This window comes from Phreatobacter stygius (genome assembly GCF_005144885.1).
Taxonomy (GTDB): Bacteria; Pseudomonadota; Alphaproteobacteria; order Rhizobiales; family Phreatobacteraceae; genus Phreatobacter; species Phreatobacter stygius.
In genome coordinates this window covers 2,415,734-2,432,137 of the sequence record NZ_CP039690.1, presented here as the reverse complement: position 1 = coordinate 2,432,137, position 16,404 = coordinate 2,415,734, and the positions used below count along the sequence as shown (strand labels likewise).

General features: G+C 66.7%; 17 protein-coding genes. 12 read left to right on the top strand and 5 right to left on the bottom strand.

Going from position 1 to position 16,404, the window contains the following annotated elements; genetic code table 11:
* Positions 1 to 50: 50 nt before the first annotated feature.
* The 5 genes from E8M01_RS11170 (at position 51) to E8M01_RS11150 (ending at position 4,416) form a co-directional block, all read left to right on the top strand.
* Entirely contained in the window at positions 51 to 1,025 is a 975-nt protein-coding gene (locus E8M01_RS11170) for a Bug family tripartite tricarboxylate transporter substrate binding protein (RefSeq protein WP_136960182.1), read from the top strand.
* Positions 1,022 to 2,389 carry an MmgE/PrpD family protein gene (locus E8M01_RS11165; RefSeq protein ID WP_136960181.1) on the top strand — a complete coding sequence of 456 codons (1,368 nt, stop codon included), beginning with the start codon at positions 1,022 to 1,024 and terminating at the stop codon, positions 2,387 to 2,389. Before E8M01_RS11170 ends, E8M01_RS11165 begins: the two co-directional genes overlap by 4 nt.
* The gene (locus E8M01_RS11160; protein ID WP_136960180.1) at positions 2,386 to 3,108 is read left to right on the top strand and encodes an aspartate/glutamate racemase family protein; all 723 of its coding nucleotides are present in this window, start codon (positions 2,386 to 2,388) and stop codon (positions 3,106 to 3,108) included. The genes E8M01_RS11165 and E8M01_RS11160 overlap by 4 nt, the downstream gene beginning before the upstream one ends.
* The gene (locus tag E8M01_RS11155) at positions 3,105 to 3,938 is read left to right on the top strand and encodes a VOC family protein (RefSeq protein ID WP_170181858.1); all 834 of its coding nucleotides are present in this window, start codon (positions 3,105 to 3,107) and stop codon (positions 3,936 to 3,938) included. Before E8M01_RS11160 ends, E8M01_RS11155 begins: the two co-directional genes overlap by 4 nt.
* 103 nt (positions 3,939 to 4,041) lie before the next feature.
* Entirely contained in the window at positions 4,042 to 4,416 is a 375-nt protein-coding gene (locus tag E8M01_RS11150) for a hypothetical protein (protein WP_136960179.1), read from the top strand.
* A 70-nt stretch (positions 4,417 to 4,486) separates the two neighbouring features.
* On the opposite strand, the gene E8M01_RS11145 is transcribed toward E8M01_RS11150, so the two are convergent.
* The gene (locus E8M01_RS11145) at positions 4,487 to 5,461 is read right to left on the bottom strand and encodes an NADPH:quinone oxidoreductase family protein (protein ID WP_136960178.1); all 975 of its coding nucleotides are present in this window, start codon (positions 5,459 to 5,461) and stop codon (positions 4,487 to 4,489) included.
* Between the two features lie 236 nt (positions 5,462 to 5,697).
* Here E8M01_RS11145 and E8M01_RS11140 point away from each other — a divergent pair, with 236 nt between their 5' ends.
* Together E8M01_RS11140 and E8M01_RS11135 are read left to right on the top strand one after the other, a co-directional pair.
* Entirely contained in the window at positions 5,698 to 6,360 is a 663-nt protein-coding gene (locus E8M01_RS11140) for a YdcF family protein (protein WP_170181857.1), read from the top strand.
* 30 nt (positions 6,361 to 6,390) lie between these two features.
* A complete protein-coding gene (locus E8M01_RS11135; RefSeq protein WP_136960176.1) occupies positions 6,391 to 7,119 on the top strand; it encodes a lysophospholipid acyltransferase family protein in 729 nt (242 codons plus the stop codon).
* A 7-nt stretch (positions 7,120 to 7,126) separates the two neighbouring features.
* Here the strand turns inward: E8M01_RS11135 and uvrC are convergent, their stop codons facing one another.
* Entirely contained in the window at positions 7,127 to 9,130 is a 2,004-nt protein-coding gene (gene uvrC / locus E8M01_RS11130; protein WP_136960175.1) for an excinuclease ABC subunit UvrC, read from the bottom strand.
* A 93-nt stretch (positions 9,131 to 9,223) separates the two neighbouring features.
* Positions 9,224 to 9,979 carry an SDR family oxidoreductase gene (locus E8M01_RS11125; protein WP_211596711.1) on the bottom strand — a complete coding sequence of 252 codons (756 nt, stop codon included), beginning with the start codon at positions 9,977 to 9,979 and terminating at the stop codon, positions 9,224 to 9,226.
* Positions 9,980 to 10,520: 541 nt separating this feature from the next.
* On the opposite strand from E8M01_RS11125, the gene E8M01_RS11120 reads away from it, so the two are divergent.
* The 4 genes from E8M01_RS11120 (at position 10,521) to E8M01_RS11105 (ending at position 12,875) form a co-directional block, all read left to right on the top strand.
* On the top strand, positions 10,521 to 11,189 hold the full coding sequence (locus E8M01_RS11120) for an outer membrane protein (protein ID WP_136960173.1): 669 nt from the start codon (positions 10,521 to 10,523) through the stop codon (positions 11,187 to 11,189).
* 147 nt (positions 11,190 to 11,336) lie between these two features.
* A complete protein-coding gene (locus E8M01_RS11115; RefSeq protein WP_136960172.1) occupies positions 11,337 to 12,101 on the top strand; it encodes a heme ABC transporter permease in 765 nt (254 codons plus the stop codon).
* Positions 12,102 to 12,105: 4 nt separating this feature from the next.
* Complete coding sequence (gene ccmD / locus E8M01_RS11110) at positions 12,106 to 12,303, top strand: heme exporter protein CcmD (RefSeq protein WP_246088683.1); 198 nt, start codon at positions 12,106 to 12,108, stop codon at positions 12,301 to 12,303.
* On the top strand, positions 12,300 to 12,875 hold the full coding sequence (locus E8M01_RS11105; RefSeq protein ID WP_136960171.1) for a DsbE family thiol:disulfide interchange protein: 576 nt from the start codon (positions 12,300 to 12,302) through the stop codon (positions 12,873 to 12,875). Before ccmD ends, E8M01_RS11105 begins: the two co-directional genes overlap by 4 nt.
* Positions 12,876 to 12,899: 24 nt before the next feature.
* Here E8M01_RS11105 and E8M01_RS11100 read toward each other — a convergent pair whose 3' ends face one another.
* Positions 12,900 to 13,271, bottom strand: a complete 372-nt coding sequence (locus tag E8M01_RS11100) for a hypothetical protein (RefSeq protein WP_136960170.1) — start codon at positions 13,269 to 13,271, stop codon at positions 12,900 to 12,902.
* A 4-nt stretch (positions 13,272 to 13,275) separates the two neighbouring features.
* Positions 13,276 to 14,682: a sulfite oxidase gene (locus tag E8M01_RS11095; protein ID WP_136960169.1), complete on the bottom strand. Its 1,407-nt coding sequence runs from the start codon at positions 14,680 to 14,682 to the stop codon at positions 13,276 to 13,278.
* Between the two features lie 262 nt (positions 14,683 to 14,944).
* Here E8M01_RS11095 and E8M01_RS11090 point away from each other — a divergent pair, with 262 nt between their 5' ends.
* Positions 14,945 to 16,381: a homospermidine synthase gene (locus E8M01_RS11090; protein ID WP_136960168.1), complete on the top strand. Its 1,437-nt coding sequence runs from the start codon at positions 14,945 to 14,947 to the stop codon at positions 16,379 to 16,381.
* The last annotated feature ends 23 nt before the right edge of the window (positions 16,382 to 16,404 follow it).

Genomic DNA, 16,404 nt, shown 5'->3' with positions numbered 1-16,404 from the left:
GGCGGTTTCGCCGCCGCTAAACTCCTTCCAGTCGTCATGGAGGGGTCCCGATGGATCGCCGTCAATTCATCATCGGCGCGGCGGGCGTCGCGGTCGCCGGCCAGGCCCGGGCGCAGGCCTTTCCGAGCCGCCCGATCATCTTCATCGTGCCCTATTCAGCCGGGGGGCCGCTGGACGCGACCGCGCGCCTGGTCGGCGAAGGCCTGGCCAGGCGGCTCGGCCAGGGTGTGGTGATCGAGAACCGCACCGGCGCCAGCGGCATGCTGGGGGCGAATGCGGTGGCGCGCGCCGAGCCGGATGGCCACACCATCCTGTTCACGGTGATCGACACGCAGGTCAACAATGTCGCCCTGTTCAAGACCATCGCCTATGACCCGATCAAGGATTTCGCGCCGATCACCCAGGCTTTCCTGGCGCCGATGATCCTGGTCACCAGCGCCAAGTTCACCGCCAGGACGCCGCAGGAATTCGCCGAACAGGCCAAGGCTTCGGGTCAGCCTCTATCCTTCGGGTCCTGGGGTATCGGCGGCTCGGCGCATCTGGCGGGTGAGGCGTTGTGGAACCGCCATTTCAAGCTCAACCTGACCCACGTGCCCTATCGTGGCGAAGCGCCGATCGTGAACGACCTGATCGCCAACCAGATCGCGGTGTCCTTCGCCTCGATCGCCAATACCCGCCAGCATATCGAGCAGGGTGCGCTCAGGGCGCTCGCCGTGTCCGGTCTCAAACGGTCTCCGGCTTTGCCCGACCTGCCGACATTGACCGAGCTCGGCCTGGCCGATCCGGTGTTCAAGATCGGCATCTGGCTCGGCGCCTTCGCGCCCGGCCGGACGCCGCGGCCGATCGTCGACAAGCTGGCCAATGAAATGCGTGCGGTGGTGCGCGCGCCCGAAGTCGCCGAGCGCATGGGCAAGCTCGGCTTCGAGCCGATCGCCTCGTCGCCCGACGAATTCGCGGTCAGCCTGGAGCGCGAGATCGTCACGATCAAAGCGGTGTTCCGCGATCTCGGGATCGAGCAGCAGTGACCGATCCGATCGAAGGGCTGATCGACCATGCAGCCGGCGTCCGGGCATCGGCTGTGCCGGCCCGCACGATCGCCTTCCAGGCTCGCCGTGTGCTCGACAATCTCGGCTGCCTCGCCGCCGGCCACGACCAGGCCGGCACCGGGACGGCACTGTCGCTCGCCCGCCGCTGGAGCGGCACGGCCGAAGCCACCGTGATCGGATCGACGGAGCGGCTGGCGGCGCCCCAGACCGCCTTCGTCAATGCGGTACGCGCCCGGGCGCTGGACTTCTGCGACGTGCTGTCGCCGGGCTGGCATCCGAGTTCGTCGGATGTGCCCGTCGCGCTCGCGGCGGCCGAACTGTCTGATGCAAGCGGGGCCGATATCCTGGCGGCGCTGGCGGTGGGGCAGGACGTCGGCCAGCGCATCAACCGCGCGGCGCAAGCCAATGGCTTCTTCTACCGCGGTTTCGATTCGAACATTCTCGGGCTGTTTTCCGGTGCGGTCATCGCCGGGCGGCTGCTCGGCCTGTCGCGCGACCAGCTCGGCCATGCGGTCGGCCTTGCCTTCGATTTCGGCATCGGCACCTTCCAGCACTATCAGGACAAGGCGCTGGCGGTGCGGATCAGCCAGGGACTGGTCGCCCGCCACGCACTCGAGGCGACCCTGATGGCGGCGGCCGGCATCACCGGTCCGCGCCGTGTGCTGGCCGGCGAGAGCGGCTTCTTCCGGCTCTACGGCCCGGCTGAACCCAGGCTCGACGGCTTGGACGAAGGTCTCGGGCAGCGGTTCCTGGGGCAAGAGGCGACCTGCTTCAAACTCTATCCGAGCTGCGGCGTGACGCTGGCGCTCACCGAAGCGCTGCTGGCTGCCAGGCAAAGCGGCGACCTGAGGCCCGCCGCGGTGACCGATGTCGCGATCCGGATATCGCCGACCATGCGGGTCATCTGCGGCGGCGCCTATGCGCCCACCACGACGCCCGAGATCGACGCCCAGTTCAGCGTCCGCTACGTCGCCGCCAATGCAATCCTGCGTGGCCGGGCGACACTCGAAGAATTCACGGCTTCGGCTGCGACCGCGCCCGATATCGTTGCCTTTGCCGGCCGGATGGCCGTCGCGGAAGAACCCGCGTTCGGACATTTCGATCAATGCGAGGTGATCGTCCGGCATGCGGACGGGTCGGAATTGCTGGTGCCGGCCCAGTTCGGCCGCGGCTGGCCGGAGAACCCGGCATCGACGGCTGACCTTGCGGCGAAATTCCGGCAATGCGTCGCTTTCTCCGGGCGCGAATGCTGGATCGGCCGCGCCGATCACTTGATTGCCGCAATCGAGACGCTGGCTGAGGCACCCAATGTCGGGCCAATGATCGAGGCATTCGCCGCATGACCGAGCGTGGACCTTTCAGCAAACCCTTGATCGGCCTGGTTGGCGGCATGAGCTGGCATTCGACCGCGCGGTACTACCGCATGCTGAACGAAGCCAGCGAGACGCGGCGCGGCGCCAAGTCGACGCTCGAAAGTCTCGTCTACACACTCGATTTCGCGCCACTGTTCCAGCTTGCCTCGGCCGGCAAATGGGATGGCGTCGGCCACCACCTCTGGCGCGCGGCCGAAGGCCTGGAGGAGGGCGGAGCGAGCTGCGTCGCACTGACCGCCGTGACGGCGCACCGGGTTTTCGACGTGCTGGCAAAGCAGGTGCGCGTGCCGTGCCTGCATGTGCTGGACCCGGTCGGCCCGTTCCTCAAGCAGCGCGGCTGCCGGCGGGTCGGCGTTCTGGCGACCGGTTTCGCCGCCGGCCAGGATTTCTTCGACGACCATCTCGCACGCGCCGGCGTCGGCGCGGTGCTGCGCCCGGATGCAGCCGACCAGGCCGTCATCGACGACATCATCGAGAACCAGCTGACCCGCGGCATGGTGACGGCGGCGGCGCGGCAGGCGATCGACGCGGTCGGCGAACGGCTGCGCCAGCGCGGCGCGGACGCCATCCTGCTCGCCTGCACGGAACTGCCGCTGCTCTATCAGGACGGCGCGGCGCCGGCCGATGTCGTCGATGCCGTTGCCTTGCACGTCAACGCCCTTCTCGATCATGCGGAGCAAATGCCGTGAGCGACAATCCGGTCGAGGCCATCGACCATCTGCTGACCTTCGTGCACGACCTCGACGCGGCGGCCCGCTTCTTCGACGCGCTCGGCTTCACGCTGACACCGGAAAGCCGCATCGATGGCATGGGCATCGTCAACCGGCTGATCCTGTTCCCCGAGACATCGGGTGGCTCGGCCAATTTCATCGAGCTGATGAGCGTCTCGGACCCGGAAAAACTGCCGCCCGCGATGGCGCGGCTTTTGACCGGCGAAGAAGGCATCAAGTCGATGGTGCTGTCGTTCGCCGATGCCGCGCGCGCTCATGCCCGGCTCAATGCGCTCGGCTGCGGCTTCGCGCCGCCGGTCCATGTCCGGCGCGAATGGAAAGTGTCGGCGTCCGAATCGGTCTGGCCGGAATTCGACGTGCTGCTGCCGGTCGACGACGTGGTGACCTTCAACGGTTGCCGCTATCACAATGTCGAGCTCTACCGGCGCCCGGCCTGGACCGACCACCGCAACGGCGCCCGGGCCTTCGACCGGGTCGACTGCGCCGCGGGCGACCCGTTGGCCGCGGCGCGCCGGCTGGCCGATATTCTGGACAGGCCTCATGAAACGACAACCGAGGGCGGCCGCGTGACGCTCGGCCGGGTGGCGCTCCAGGTGAGCGCCGAAGCGCCGGGCACGCGCCAGCCCGGTTCGGCTGCCCGCTTCATCGGCTATCGGGTCGCCGGCGCGTCGCGCGACCAAGTCGGCGCCGTGCTGGCGCGTCAGGGGGCGGCGACGGCGACGGCGGGCGGGGCGCTGGTCGTCCCGGGCGGACTGGCCTTTGGCCAGCGGATCGAATTTGCCGCCTGAGGTTCGCCGTCGGCGCCGCCGGCGCTCAAAAAATGCGCCGCGCCAGTGGCGGCAGCGCGCTTTGCCGTTGACGGTTCGGCCAGTTTGTTCTCATTATGTTCCAATGAGCAGACAGCGAATCATCCATGCATTCGATGCAGGCCCGCCCCAGGCTCTGGCGGTCGCCGGCCTGGCCGCACGCTTTCATGCCTGGCGCGGCATTTCCGGCCGGCGCTATCTGGCGACGGTCTATCCGGCGAGCGATCCGCCGGCCTATGAGGGTGCGGTGATGGTGCTGGCCCGGCGCGAAACCGACGGCACCCGCCTGGCGGTCTGGGCCGGGCGTGCGCCGTGTTCGGCCCGGGCCCTGGCGCGGCTCGCCCAGATGAAGCGCGCCGACGAGGTGCATGTGCACCTGATCGCCGAAAACGAGCAGGAACGCGCCACCGTCGCGGCGGATCTGGCGACCCCGGTCCAGGCCTTTGCCACGGCGGCCTGACTATTGCCGCCGGATATTGCAGCCGGAGATGGGTGACGGATCTCCGGGCTGCCGGCGGTGACCGTTGGGGTCAGGGTTTCAGGATGACCTTGCCCTTGGCCTTGCGGGTGGCGATCTCGTTCAGCGCGTCGGCGATCCGTTCCAAGGGATAGGTCGCGTGGACATGCAGCGACAGCTTCTTCTCGGCGGTCCAGCGAGCGACCTGCGCGAGGTTCTCGCTATTGGCCTTCGGATTGCGCTGGGCGAAGGCGCCCCAGAACACGCCGCGGATGTCGCAGCTCTTCAGCAAGGTCAGGTTCAGCGGGATCTTCGGGATCTCGCCGCCAGCAAAACCGATGACCAGGAAACGGCCCTCCCAGGCAATCGCGCGCAGCGCCGGCTCGGCATATTTGTCGCCGACCGGATCGTAGATCACGTCAGGCCCCTTGCCGTCGGTCAGCGCGCGCAGCCGCTCCTTCAGGTCCTCGGTCGCGTAATTGATGCCCTCGTCGGCGCCATGGGCCTTGCAGAAGGCGAGCTTGTCATCGGTCGAGGCGCAGGCGATGACCCGGGCGCCCATGGCCTTGCCGAGCTCGATCGCCGCGAGGCCGACGCCGCCGGCGGCGCCCAGCACGGCGAGCGTCTCACCCGGCTTCAGCTGGGCGCGGTCCTTCAGGGCGTGAATGGTCGTGCCATAGGTGATGACGAGGCCAGCGGCCTGCTCGTCGGTCAAGGCATCGGGGATCGGCGCCAGCGCGGTCGCCTTGGCCACGATCTGGGTACGCGCCGCGCCATGCGACAGGTTGCCGGCCACCCGGTCGCCGATCTTGAAGCCGGTCACGCCGTCGCCCAGGCTGAGGATGCGGCCGGCGAATTCGGAGCCCGGCGAAAACGGCATGGGCGGTTTCACCTGATACATGTTCTTGATGATCAGGTTGTCGAAGAAGTTGAGCCCGACGGCGGTCACCGCGACAACCACCTCGCCGGCGCCAGCGCTCGGATCCGGCAGTTCCTCGATGACGAGGCTTTCGGGCGGTCCGAAGGTCTTGCACAGAACGGCTTTCATCGACGTGGTCTCCTCGTGTCCGGCCACACCACCAGCCGGCGGCTTGAAGGTCAACCTCGGCCGAACGGTCAGACCGGGTTACGATGCCCCTAGGCCAGCCGCGGCGTTTTGCTTAACGGATCGTTGAAGACCGTGGCGCTAGGTCACAGACGGGTCGTGAGTCCGCCGCAATCGATGGTATACTTTAGGGAATGTCGCGAACGCGTACATGGGCCGCGCCGAGCGCCGCGCCAAATGTGACCCCCGTCACGGAGCAACGGAGACGGGGACGCTGGCTGTTTCGCCCGGCACCTGTCGTTCTGGGTCTCTGCCTGGTTGGCCTGACCGGGCTGGCGATCGGTTTCATTCCGTTTGCCCGGTCGGCAACGCGGGTGGCCGAGACCGACGGACCGCGTGCCGAGGCGATCGTCGCCATGACCGGCGGATCATCGCGTTTGACCGACGCCATTGCGCTGCTCGGTACCGGCCAGGGTCGCCGATTGCTGATCAGCGGCGTCAATCCGATGGTCGGCGAGCGGGAGCTGGCGCGACTGATCCCAGGCTCGGCCGCCTTGATGCAATGCTGTATCGATCTCGACCACCGGGCGCTGAACACGCTCGGCAACGCCATGGAAACCGGCAAGTGGGTGCGCAGCAACGGGTTCCGTTCGGTGCTGGTGGTGACATCGAGCTACCACATGCCGCGCACCATGCTGGAATTGCAGCGGGTCCTGCCCGACGTGAAGCTGATCGCCTATCCGGTGTCGACCGAGGCGATGAAGCGCAATGTCTGGTGGAAAGATCCGCCAAGTCTGAAGATTCTGAGCTTCGAATATGCCAAATACCTGATGGCTGCCGTACGGCTCAGGCTGGATATCCCGACCGCCGAACCGCGCACGGCGCGCGCCGCGACCTATTGAGCACCGCCTCGGGGCGGGGGGACCCGCCTGATGCTGCTGTTGCGCTCGGCCATCTTCAATCTGTTCTTCTATCTCTGGACGCTGCTGCTGGTGATCATCCTGGTCCCGGTCCTGGCCTGGCCGTCGCCGAGACCGATCCTGTTCGTCGGCTGGGTCTGGGGGCGGGCCAATCTCTGGGCGCTCGGCGTGATCTGCGGCATGCATGTCGATTTCCGTGGCCTGGAGAAGATCCCGGCCGGCGCCATTCTGGTCGCGGCCAAGCACCAGTCGGCCTGGGAAACCTTCGCCTTCTTCATTCCGTTCCGCCGGCCGGCCTATGTGTTCAAGCGCGAGCTGATTCATGTTCCGTTGTTCGGCTGGGCGGTCTGGAAGGCCGAGCAGATCCCGGTCGAGCGCGGCAAGAAGGGCGGCACGCTGGCCTCGATCACACCCGGCGCCCACGACGCGGTCGGGCGCGGCCAGCAGGTGATGATCTTTCCCGAAGGCACGCGCCGGGCGGTCGGGGCGCCGCCCGACTATAAATATGGCGTGACCCATCTCTATCAGGCGCTCGGCGTGCCGTGCCAGCCGGTGGCGCATAATGCCGGGCTGTTCTGGCCGCGCCGGTCGTTCATGCGGCGGCCGGGTACGGTGATCGTCGAATGCCTCGATCCGATCCTTCCCGGCCTGCCGCCGGAGGAGTTTGCCGAAAGGCTGAAAACCGCGATCGAGACGGCGACCGACCGGCTGGTCGCGGAGGCGCGCGCTGCAGGCGCCTGAGCCGGCGTCAGCCGGTCGGGTGGAAGAAGTCATAGACCGCCTTGGCGGTGCCGGCATTGATGCCGGGCGCCCGCTGCAGATCGTCGAGCCCGGCCCTTTCGATCGCTTTCAGCGTGCCGAAATGATTGAGCAGCGCCCGTTTGCGTGATGGCCCGATGCCGGCGATCTCGGCCAGGCCCGCTTCCTTCATGTCTTTCTTGCGCCGGCCCCGATGGGTGCCGATGGCAAAGCGGTGCGCTTCGTCGCGCAGCCGCTGGACGAAATAGAGCACGGGATCGCGCGGTTCGAGCCGGAACGGCTCGCGGCCGGCCATATGGAAGGTCTCGCGGCCGGCCTCGCGGTCGCGCCCCTTGGCGATGCCGACCAGCGGAACATTGGCGATGCCGAGATCGGTGAGGATCTGGCGGGCCGCGGAAAGCTGTCCCGGGCCGCCGTCGATCAGCACCAGGTCGGGCCAGGCCGACTGTTCGTCGTCACCATCGACGGCCGCTTCGCCGGCGGCTTCGGCATCGCCCTTCAAGAGCCGCTTGAAACGGCGCTCGAGCACCTCGCGCATCATGCCGAAATCGTCACCCGGCGCGATGTCGGACTTGATGTTGAAGGTGCGGTAATCCTTCCGCCGGAAGCCTTCCGGCCCGGCCACGATCATGCCGCCGACGGCATTGGTGCCCATGATGTGCGAGTTGTCATAGACCTCGATGCGGCGCGGTGGCTTGTCCAGCCCGAAAGCCTCGGCGAGGCCGCCGAGCAGCTTCAGCTGCGAGGCGCTTTCGGCAAGCTTGCGGCCGAGCGCCTCGCGGGCATTCTGCAGGGCATGGTCGACGAGATCCTTTTTCTCGCCGCGCTTCGGCGTCGCAACCTCGACCCGCCGTCCGGCACGCGTCGACAGGGCTTCGCCGAGCAGTTGCTGATCCTCGACCTCATGCGATAACAGGACCAGCGATGGCGGTGGCTTGTCGTCATAGAACTGGGCGACGAATGAGCCCAGCACCTCGGCCGCTTCGATCGAGCGGTCGGCACGCGGATAATAGGCTCGATTGCCCCAGTTCTGGCCGGTGCGGAAGAAGAATACCTGGATGCAGGTCTGGCCGCCCTGCTGGGTCGCGGCAAAGACATCGGCCTCCTCGACGCCGCGCGGATTGATGCCCTGGGTCGCCTGGATGGCGGACAAGGCGGCAAGCCTGTCGCGATAGACGGCGGCGCGCTCGAATTCGAGATTCTCGGCGGCCTGTTCCATCTGGTCGGCAAGCACCCGCTTGACCACCTGGCTACGGCCGGAGAGGAACAGCTTGGCTTCGTTGACCAGCGCATCATAGCCGTCCTTGCTGATCTCGGCGGTGCAGGGACCGGAGCAGCGCTTGATCTGGAACAGGAGACAGGGGCGGGTGCGGCTCTCGAACACCGGATCGGCGCAGGAGCGGATCAGGAAGGCGCGCTCCAGCGCGTTGATGGTGCGCCCGACCGCCTGAGCCGAGGCGAAGGGGCCGAAATAGTCACCCTTCATCGAGCGCGCGCCGCGGTGCTTGGCGATGCGCGGTGACGCGTGGTCGCCTGATATCAGGATATAGGGGAAGGACTTGTCGTCGCGCAGCAGCACGTTGAAGCGCGGCCTGAGCTGTTTGATCAGGTTGGCTTCGAGCAGCAGGGCCTCGGTCTCGGTGTTGGTCGAGACGAATTCCATCGCGGTGGTGGCCGCCACCATGCGCGCGATGCGGGTGGCCAGGCCAATTGGCCGGGCGTAAGAAATCACCCGCTTGGTGATCGACTTGGCCTTGCCGACATAAAGGACCTCGCCGCTCGCGCCGATCATCCGATAGACGCCGGACCCCTTCGGCGCGTGTCTGACCGCCGCCTTGATCACGTCGATGCCGGCGGCAAGCGGGCCGGCGGCCGGTGCCGCATCGTCGTCGGCGATCAGGTCCAGCACAACCTCGTCGGCCTCGTCGGTCTCGGGCAATTCGAGATCGCTCAGGTCAGGTTCGAGATTGGCCGGTCCGGATTGGCGCGTCATGGAAAAAGGTCTGTCTCTATGGCCTGGCGGCGTGTTTTCTTAGCGATGTGTCGACGGCGGGCAGATGGAATCAGTCGCGCCGGCCTGTCGAGGCTACTCTTTGATGCCCCAGACGTCGGCGGTCTTCCAGGCCAGATGCTGGCCGGAATCAACCGCGATGGTCGCGCCCGTCACCGCGCCGGCGCGGGCGAGGTAGACCACCGCTTCGGCGATCGCTTCCGGCGTACTCGGCACACCGAGCAAGGTCGATGCGGCCTGGCGTTCGAAATCCGCCTTATCCTGGCGGATATTGGCGAAGGTCGGGCCGGGGGCAACCGCGTTGACACGGATCCGCGGCGCCAACGCCTGCGCCATGGTCTTTGTCGCCGCCTGCAGGGCGATCTTGGTCAAGGTGTAAGAATAGAATTGCGGGGTCGGCTTGAACACCCGCTGGTCGACGATATTGACGATCGCGGCGCCGTCGGGCGCCTGGGCCGCGAAATCCTGGGCGAGAAAGGACGGCGTCTGCAGGTTGACACGGAACTGCCGGTTCCAGCGGTCGCGGGTCAGCGTGCCCAGATGGTCCTCTTCGAACTCGCTGGCATTGTTGACCAAAAGACTCAAGGGGCCGAGCGCCGCCCGGGCGGCGGCGATCAGCCCGTCCACGGCGGCCGGTTCGGCCAGATCGGCCACGACGACGGCGGCCCGTCCGCCGTGGCTGCGAATCGCCGCCGCCAGGGCCTCGCCTTCCGCCACCGAGCGATTGACGTGGATGACCACACCGAAGCCGGTGTTGGCCAGGGCCTCGGTGATCGCCCGGCCGATGCGCCGGGCGCCGCCGGTGACCAGCGCAGTTTCCGTCTGTGGCATGGGGCCTCGATCAGGTCTCAGGATCCGTTTCATGGAAATAGGCACCCTGGTGCATTTGTGCCACGGGCGCGGATCGCAGGTCCGCCGCATGGGGGCCAGTCACCCGGGCACCCTGTTCTTGCCCGGCGGCGACCGGCGATGTGATGCCACGGTTCCCTCTTGTTGCGCTGCGGTGTTCGTCTTGGCCGGACCTGGAACTGCCGTCGGCCTGCCACGATTGTGCCACATGCCGAAAGAGGTCAATTGCCAATGGGCGGTGGTTATTTGTTTTCCTAAAGTATATATTGAAATAGTAACGTTTTATTTCCAATCATGACGTGAACATTGAGCCTCATTTCAGCCAATAACCGATGTGAATGACGGCGTTGGTCGTTCTTGAACGATCACGTGCGGTTCGATTGGTAACGCTCCATTAACGACGGGGCCATTCATCCCGCGAAAACTTGAATGAATGCGGTTATAGATTGTTCACCGCATTGGATCTGGGACGGTCCGCGACGGGAGGAAATTCCTCGTGGCGTTCGTGGGACAGGAGTTGACGATGAAAAAGATCATTTGGGCTGCGGCGACTGCCGCCGTGCTCGCCACCCCGGCCTTCGCGGCCGACCTGCCGCGCCGCGGGCCTTATCCGGAGGCCGTCTACGTGCCGGTCGCCCCGGCCGGCATCTGGACCGGCTTCTATGTCGGCGCCAATATCGGCGCCAACTTCTCGTCGAGCTTCAACAACAATGCCGGTTATAGCCTCGGCGGCGCGTCCGGCTTCACCGGCGGCCTGCAGGCCGGCTACGACTACCAGATCAACCGCTTCGTTGTCGGTATCGTCGGTGACGTGAACTATTCCAGCATCAACCGCCGCTATGTCGACACGCAGCCGACCGACGTGCGGACCAGCATGAACTGGAACGGTTCGATCCGCGCCCGCCTCGGCTACGCCGTGCAGGACAACATGCTGCTCTACGCGACCGCCGGTCTGGCGCTCGGCAATGTCCGCGCCAGCGAGACGATCCCGGGCAATTTCTCGCAGTCGAAGATGCTGACCGGCTGGACCGCCGGCGTGGGCGGCGAATATGCCTTCACCCGCAACTGGACGGCGCTGCTGGAGTATCGCTACACCAGCCTGCAGAAGGCGACCTATACCGCGCTGACCGATGTCCCGCGCATCGGCTTCGAGGGCCACCAGATCCGGACCGGCATCAACTACCGCTTCTGATCCGGCGCCAGCCCGACTTCGATGACGGCCCGGGTTTCGCCCGGGCCGTTTTCTTATTCTGCGCCCGTCTCATGCGTGCAGGGCAAGGCGGCCGGGTTGATCCGCCGCATTGCGTCAGGTCCTTCCCGCGATTAAACCAAGCCGATCATGGCGCTTCTCGATCTCGCCAATCCGACCCGTTTCCTGGCACTCGTCGCGCGGGCCCTGCCCTGGCTTGCCGGCGTGACCACGCTTTTGTTCGTGGTGGCCGGCTATCTCGTGTTCTTCGTCGCGCCGGATGATTACCAGCAGGGCGGCACGGTCCGGATCATGTTCATCCATGTGCCGTCGGCCTGGCTGTCGATGTTGTGTTATTCGATGATGGCGGTCTCGGCGCTCGGCACGCTGGTCTGGCGCCATCCGCTCGCCGATGTCGCGGCCAAGGCCGCGGCTCCGATCGGCGCGACCTTCACCTTTCTCTGCCTGGCCACCGGCTCGCTCTGGGGCAAGCCGATGTGGGGGACCTGGTGGATCTGGGACGCGCGCCTGACCTCGGAACTGGTGCTGTTCCTGATGTATCTCGGGCTGATCGCGCTGTGGCGCACGGTCGATGATCCCGGCCGCGCGGGCCGGGCGGCGGCGGTGCTGACGCTGGTCGGCTCGGTCAATATTCCGATCATCAAATTTTCGGTCGACTGGTGGAACACCCTGCATCAGCCGGCCTCGGTGTTCCGGCTCGACGGACCGACCGTTCACGCGTCGATCCTGACCCCGCTGATGGTTTCGGCCGTCGCCTTCACGGCCCTGTTCCTGACCTTGCACCTCGCCGCCATGCGCAACGAGGTGCTGCGCCGCCGGGTGCGGGCGATCCGCCTGGTCCAGGCCCAGCGCGAGGCCGTGCCGGCCGGTGCCGGGCTGGTGGCGGGGGAGTGACGCGATGGCCGGGTTGGACGTGATGATGCAGGGACCGCATGCAGGCTTCATTCTGGCCGCCTATGGGCTGAGCGTCGCGACGATTGCCGGCCTGATTGCCTGGATCGTCGTCGACCATGCCAGGCAAACAGCCATTCTCGCCGACCTGACGGCGCGTGGCGTGACCCGCCGCTCGGCAGCGCAACCGAAGGACGCGGCATGACCAGCGAGACCAGTGCGCCAATCGCGCCCAAGCGGCGGAGCTGGCTGACCCTGCTGCCGCTCGCCGTTTTCATTGGCCTGGCCGTGCTGTTCATGATCGGCCTGCAAGGCGACCCGCAGAAACTGCCGTCGGCGCTGATCGGCAAGCCAGCGCCGACCTTCGCGCTTCAACCGCTCGACGGCATCGACCGGCCCGGCTTTTCCGACGCGGACCTCAAGGGCCAGGTGACCGTGGTCAATGTCTTCGCCTCCTGGTGCATTCCCTGCCACGAAGAACATCCGATGCTGGTCGAGCTTGCCAAGGATACGCGAATCCGCATGGCCGGCATCAACCAGAAGGACCAGCCGGACAATGCCCGCCGCTTTCTCGGGCGCGGCGGCAATCCCTACCAGCTGGTCGGCGTCGATCCGAATGGCCGCGCGGCGATCGACTGGGGTGTCTACGGGGTTCCGGAGACCTTCATCGTCGGCCGCGACGGGCGCATTCTCTACAAACATGTCGGGCCGATCACGCCGCAGTCGCTGGCGTCCCGGATCCGGCCGCATATCGAGGCGGCGCTCGCCGCCCGCTAGGTCCGGTGCCGGGGCCGGCCGGCGTTAGCGCTGCGGCTGAAACGGATTGCGCCAGCCGCCACCCTGGGCCGGGGCGCGGAGCGGGAAAGCCGCCGAGAGATAGTTCAGGAACATGTCGCGGTCCTTGGCATCGGGCGCCAGCATGCCGTGTTTCGACACCATCAGGTCGATGACGCCGCTCCACTGCTCGCGGCTCTGGCCGATACGGGTGATCAGCCCGGTCGAATGGCAGGCCGTGCACATGTAGAAGGTCTCGTCGCGGCCCTCGCCCGCCGGCCAGGCCTCGGGCGTCTCGGCCTGGGGCTCGAAGGCCGGCGGCTGCTGCCCGGCGGCAGGCCCGCCGGCCGCGCCGATGCCCAGCATCAGCGCGACGGCAAATCCCCTCAAAAGACGCATCCGGTCACCCGATCAGCATGGCGATGCGGTGGAACGAGTTGGCGCCGTAGCCTTGCGGGTTCCAATTGCCGGCGGTGTGCGGCTGATATTTGCCCGAGCTGTCCTGGCCACGCACCCAGACCTCGTAATAGCCGTCGGTGGGAAACTGGATGGCGCCCGACCAGCGGCGCCAGTCGAAGCGGTTCTTCGGCTCGGCCAGCCGCATGGCTCGCCAGGTCTGGCCAAAATTGGTCGAGACGTGGACCCGCTGCACATCCAGATCGCCGGCCCAGGCGGCGCCGCGAATATCCAGCGAGCGGGTGCCTTTGGCCAGCCGCGCGCCATTGGCATGGCTGGTCAGGATCGAGCGCAGCGGCATCGAGGTCATGTCGGCGAAGTTCTCGCGGCCGTCGACATTGGAGCCCGGCACGATCGGTACGGTCGGAACGCGGTAGCTGGTGCCGCCCATGCCGGCGCCGTCATGCGGCTTGTCGCGGATCCAGATGCGGGTCAGCCATTTATGCGACAGCGAACCCGGCCAGCCGGGTGTGATCAGCCTGACCGGCCCGCCATGGATCAGCGGGATCGGCTGACCGTTCATGGCGAAGGCCACGATGGTATGGCGCTCGAGGGCCTTGGCGATCGGCATGCCGCGCGAGATCGACTGGCGGGCGGCATCGCCGGAGAGGTGCGGATCGGCGCCGTAGTGACCGGTGAAGCGCGCGGTCTCCTTCAGGCCGGCGGCGCGCAGGAGATCGCGCAAGGGCACGCCGGTCCATTCGGCGCAGCCGATGGCGCCATTGCCCCATTGATTGCCGCGAGCCTGGGGCGAGAACTGCGACCGGCCATTGCCGCCGCATTCCAGCTGCAGGCGATAGGTGACCGCGCGGTAGCGCGACTTGAGTTCGCCGACGGTCAGGCGGAGCGGCGCATTGACCTCGCCGTCAATGACGAAGGCATGGCTGTCGGGATTGGCAAAATCGGCGGCGATCTGGCCATTGTTGCGGACGAAGAAGCGGTCGACCGGGGTGGTCGCATCGTCGAGCATATGTTCCGGCGTCTCGGCGACCAGCGGCCGGTCCTGCAGCAGCATGAGGCCGCGCGCCTTGCCGGGATAGTCGAGCGGCGGCGGGCCCTGGGGCGCCGGCGGAGCGGCGGCCTGGCCGGGCGCCGCCGGCTGGGCCGGGGCGGCCTGCGCCATGGCCGCGGGAATCAGACCACCGGGCATGGCGGCGGCGTGGACGATCGGACCGCCGACAGCCGCCGACATGGCGGCGAGGCCGGCACCGCCCAGGAAGCCGCGCCGCGAAGCGGCCTTGGCCTCGGCGCCGCCTTGGGGCTTGGCAGCCTTGCGACCAAAGATCTCGGCCTCCGCACGCTCGGGGTCATCCCGATAGAGTTCCCCGACCGAGCGTTCCTTTTTCGTCGCCATGAAGCCTCTCCCGAGATGCGATCCGCCAGCATTTCGTTGTCGTCGACGCTAGCTTGGAGAGAAAATTATACCCTTATTCGCGGTGGCGGCCAGAGGGGCCAAAGGTCGCGTCCACCGCTTCCGTCATTACGCCGTCACACGAATAGGCGTTGACGGGAGGGCTTTCGCATGGCCAATGCGCAACCAGCTCTATTCGCAGGTCCCGTCCGCAAGGCCGGGGCCTTTCCTTCGTTATACTGCCTGCCTCTTCAGGAGAACCCTTATGAGCCAGTGGCCCGTCTATCATGATATTACCGGGCCGATCGTGATGATCGGTTTCGGCTCCATCGGCCGCGGCACGTTGCCGCTGATCGAACGCCATTTCAAGTTCGACAAGACGCGCCTGGTGGTGATCGATCCGGCCGATACCAACCGGCATCTCCTGGACGAGCGTGGCATCACCTTCATCCAGGAAGCGGTGACGCCCGAAAATTACGTGACGCTGCTGCAGCCGCTGCTGACCAAGGGCGGCGGCCAGGGTTTCTGTGTCAATCTGTCGGTCGATACCTCGTCGGTGGCGATCATGGAGCTCTGCCGCAAGCTCGGCGCACTCTATATCGACACCGTGGCGGAGCCATGGCCGGGCTTCTATTACGACGCCACCATGGATACCGGCGCGCGCACCAATTACATGCTGCGCGAGCGGGTGCTGGCGGCGCGTGCCAAGGCGCCGGGCGGTACGACGGCGGTGTCCTGCTGCGGCGCCAATCCGGGCATGGTGTCCTGGTTCGTCAAGCAGGCGCTGCTGAACGTCGCGACCGATGCCGGCATCAGTTTTGCGCAGCCGCGGTCGAAGGCCGACTGGGCGGCGCTGGCCGCCAAGGCCGGGGTCAAGGGCATTCACATCGCCGAACGCGACACCCAGCGCGCCAAGCAGCCGAAGCCGCCCAATGTGTTCGTCAACACCTGGTCGGTCGAGGGCTTCATCTCGGAAGGCCTGCAGCCGGCCGAGCTCGGCTGGGGCACCCATGAAACCTGGATGCCCGAGACCGCCCGGCAGCATCGCGAAGGCTCGGGTGCGGCGATCTATCTGCTGCAGGCCGGCGCCAATACCCGGGTGCGTTCGTGGTGCCCGACCATGGGTGCGCAATATGCCTTCCTGGTCACCCACAACGAGGCGATCTCGATCGCCGATTTCCTCACCGTGCGCGACGAGGCCGGCAAGGTGACCTACCGGCCGACCTGCCACTATGCCTATCACCCGTCGAACGATGCGGTGCTGTCGCTGCACGAAATGTTCGGCGCCGCCGGCAAGCGCCAGGACGAATGGCAAATTCTCGGCGAGAACGAAATCGCCGACGGCATCGACGAGCTCGGCGTGCTGCTCTACGGCCATGCCGGCAACGCCTATTGGTACGGATCGCAGCTCTCGATCGAAGAAACCCGGCGGCTGGCGCCTTACCAGAACGCCACCGGTTTGCAGGTGACCTCCGCCGTGCTCGCCGGCATGGTCTGGGCACTGGAAAACCCGCAGGCCGGCATCGTCGAGGCCGACGATATCGACTTCCGCCGGTGCCTGGAGGTGCAGCGGCCCTATCTCGGACCGGTGACCGGCGCCTATACCGACTGGACCCCGCTCGCCGGCCGGCCGGGCTATTTCCCGGAAGACATCGACACCAGCGATCCCTGGCAGTTCCGCAACATTCTCGTGCGTGACTAACCGGCCTGGTTCCGGGTTTCTCC

Coding starts and splice junctions, on each gene's coding strand:
- E8M01_RS11170 (WP_136960182.1), top strand. CDS start 51: ATGGATCGCCGTCAATTCATCATCGGCGCGGCGGGCGTCGCGGTCGCC.
- E8M01_RS11160 (WP_136960180.1), top strand. CDS start 2,386: ATGACCGAGCGTGGACCTTTCAGCAAACCCTTGATCGGCCTGGTTGGC.
- E8M01_RS11150 (WP_136960179.1), top strand. CDS start 4,042: ATGAGCAGACAGCGAATCATCCATGCATTCGATGCAGGCCCGCCCCAG.
- E8M01_RS11145 (WP_136960178.1), bottom strand. CDS start 5,461: ATGAAAGCCGTTCTGTGCAAGACCTTCGGACCGCCCGAAAGCCTCGTC.
- E8M01_RS11135 (WP_136960176.1), top strand. CDS start 6,391: ATGCTGCTGTTGCGCTCGGCCATCTTCAATCTGTTCTTCTATCTCTGG.
- uvrC (WP_136960175.1), bottom strand. CDS start 9,130: ATGACGCGCCAATCCGGACCGGCCAATCTCGAACCTGACCTGAGCGAT.
- E8M01_RS11125 (WP_211596711.1), bottom strand. CDS start 9,979: ATGCCACAGACGGAAACTGCGCTGGTCACCGGCGGCGCCCGGCGCATC.
- E8M01_RS11120 (WP_136960173.1), top strand. CDS start 10,521: ATGAAAAAGATCATTTGGGCTGCGGCGACTGCCGCCGTGCTCGCCACC.
- E8M01_RS11115 (WP_136960172.1), top strand. CDS start 11,337: ATGGCGCTTCTCGATCTCGCCAATCCGACCCGTTTCCTGGCACTCGTC.
- ccmD (WP_246088683.1), top strand. CDS start 12,106: ATGGCCGGGTTGGACGTGATGATGCAGGGACCGCATGCAGGCTTCATT.
- E8M01_RS11105 (WP_136960171.1), top strand. CDS start 12,300: ATGACCAGCGAGACCAGTGCGCCAATCGCGCCCAAGCGGCGGAGCTGG.
- E8M01_RS11100 (WP_136960170.1), bottom strand. CDS start 13,271: ATGCGTCTTTTGAGGGGATTTGCCGTCGCGCTGATGCTGGGCATCGGC.
- E8M01_RS11095 (WP_136960169.1), bottom strand. CDS start 14,682: ATGGCGACGAAAAAGGAACGCTCGGTCGGGGAACTCTATCGGGATGAC.
- E8M01_RS11090 (WP_136960168.1), top strand. CDS start 14,945: ATGAGCCAGTGGCCCGTCTATCATGATATTACCGGGCCGATCGTGATG.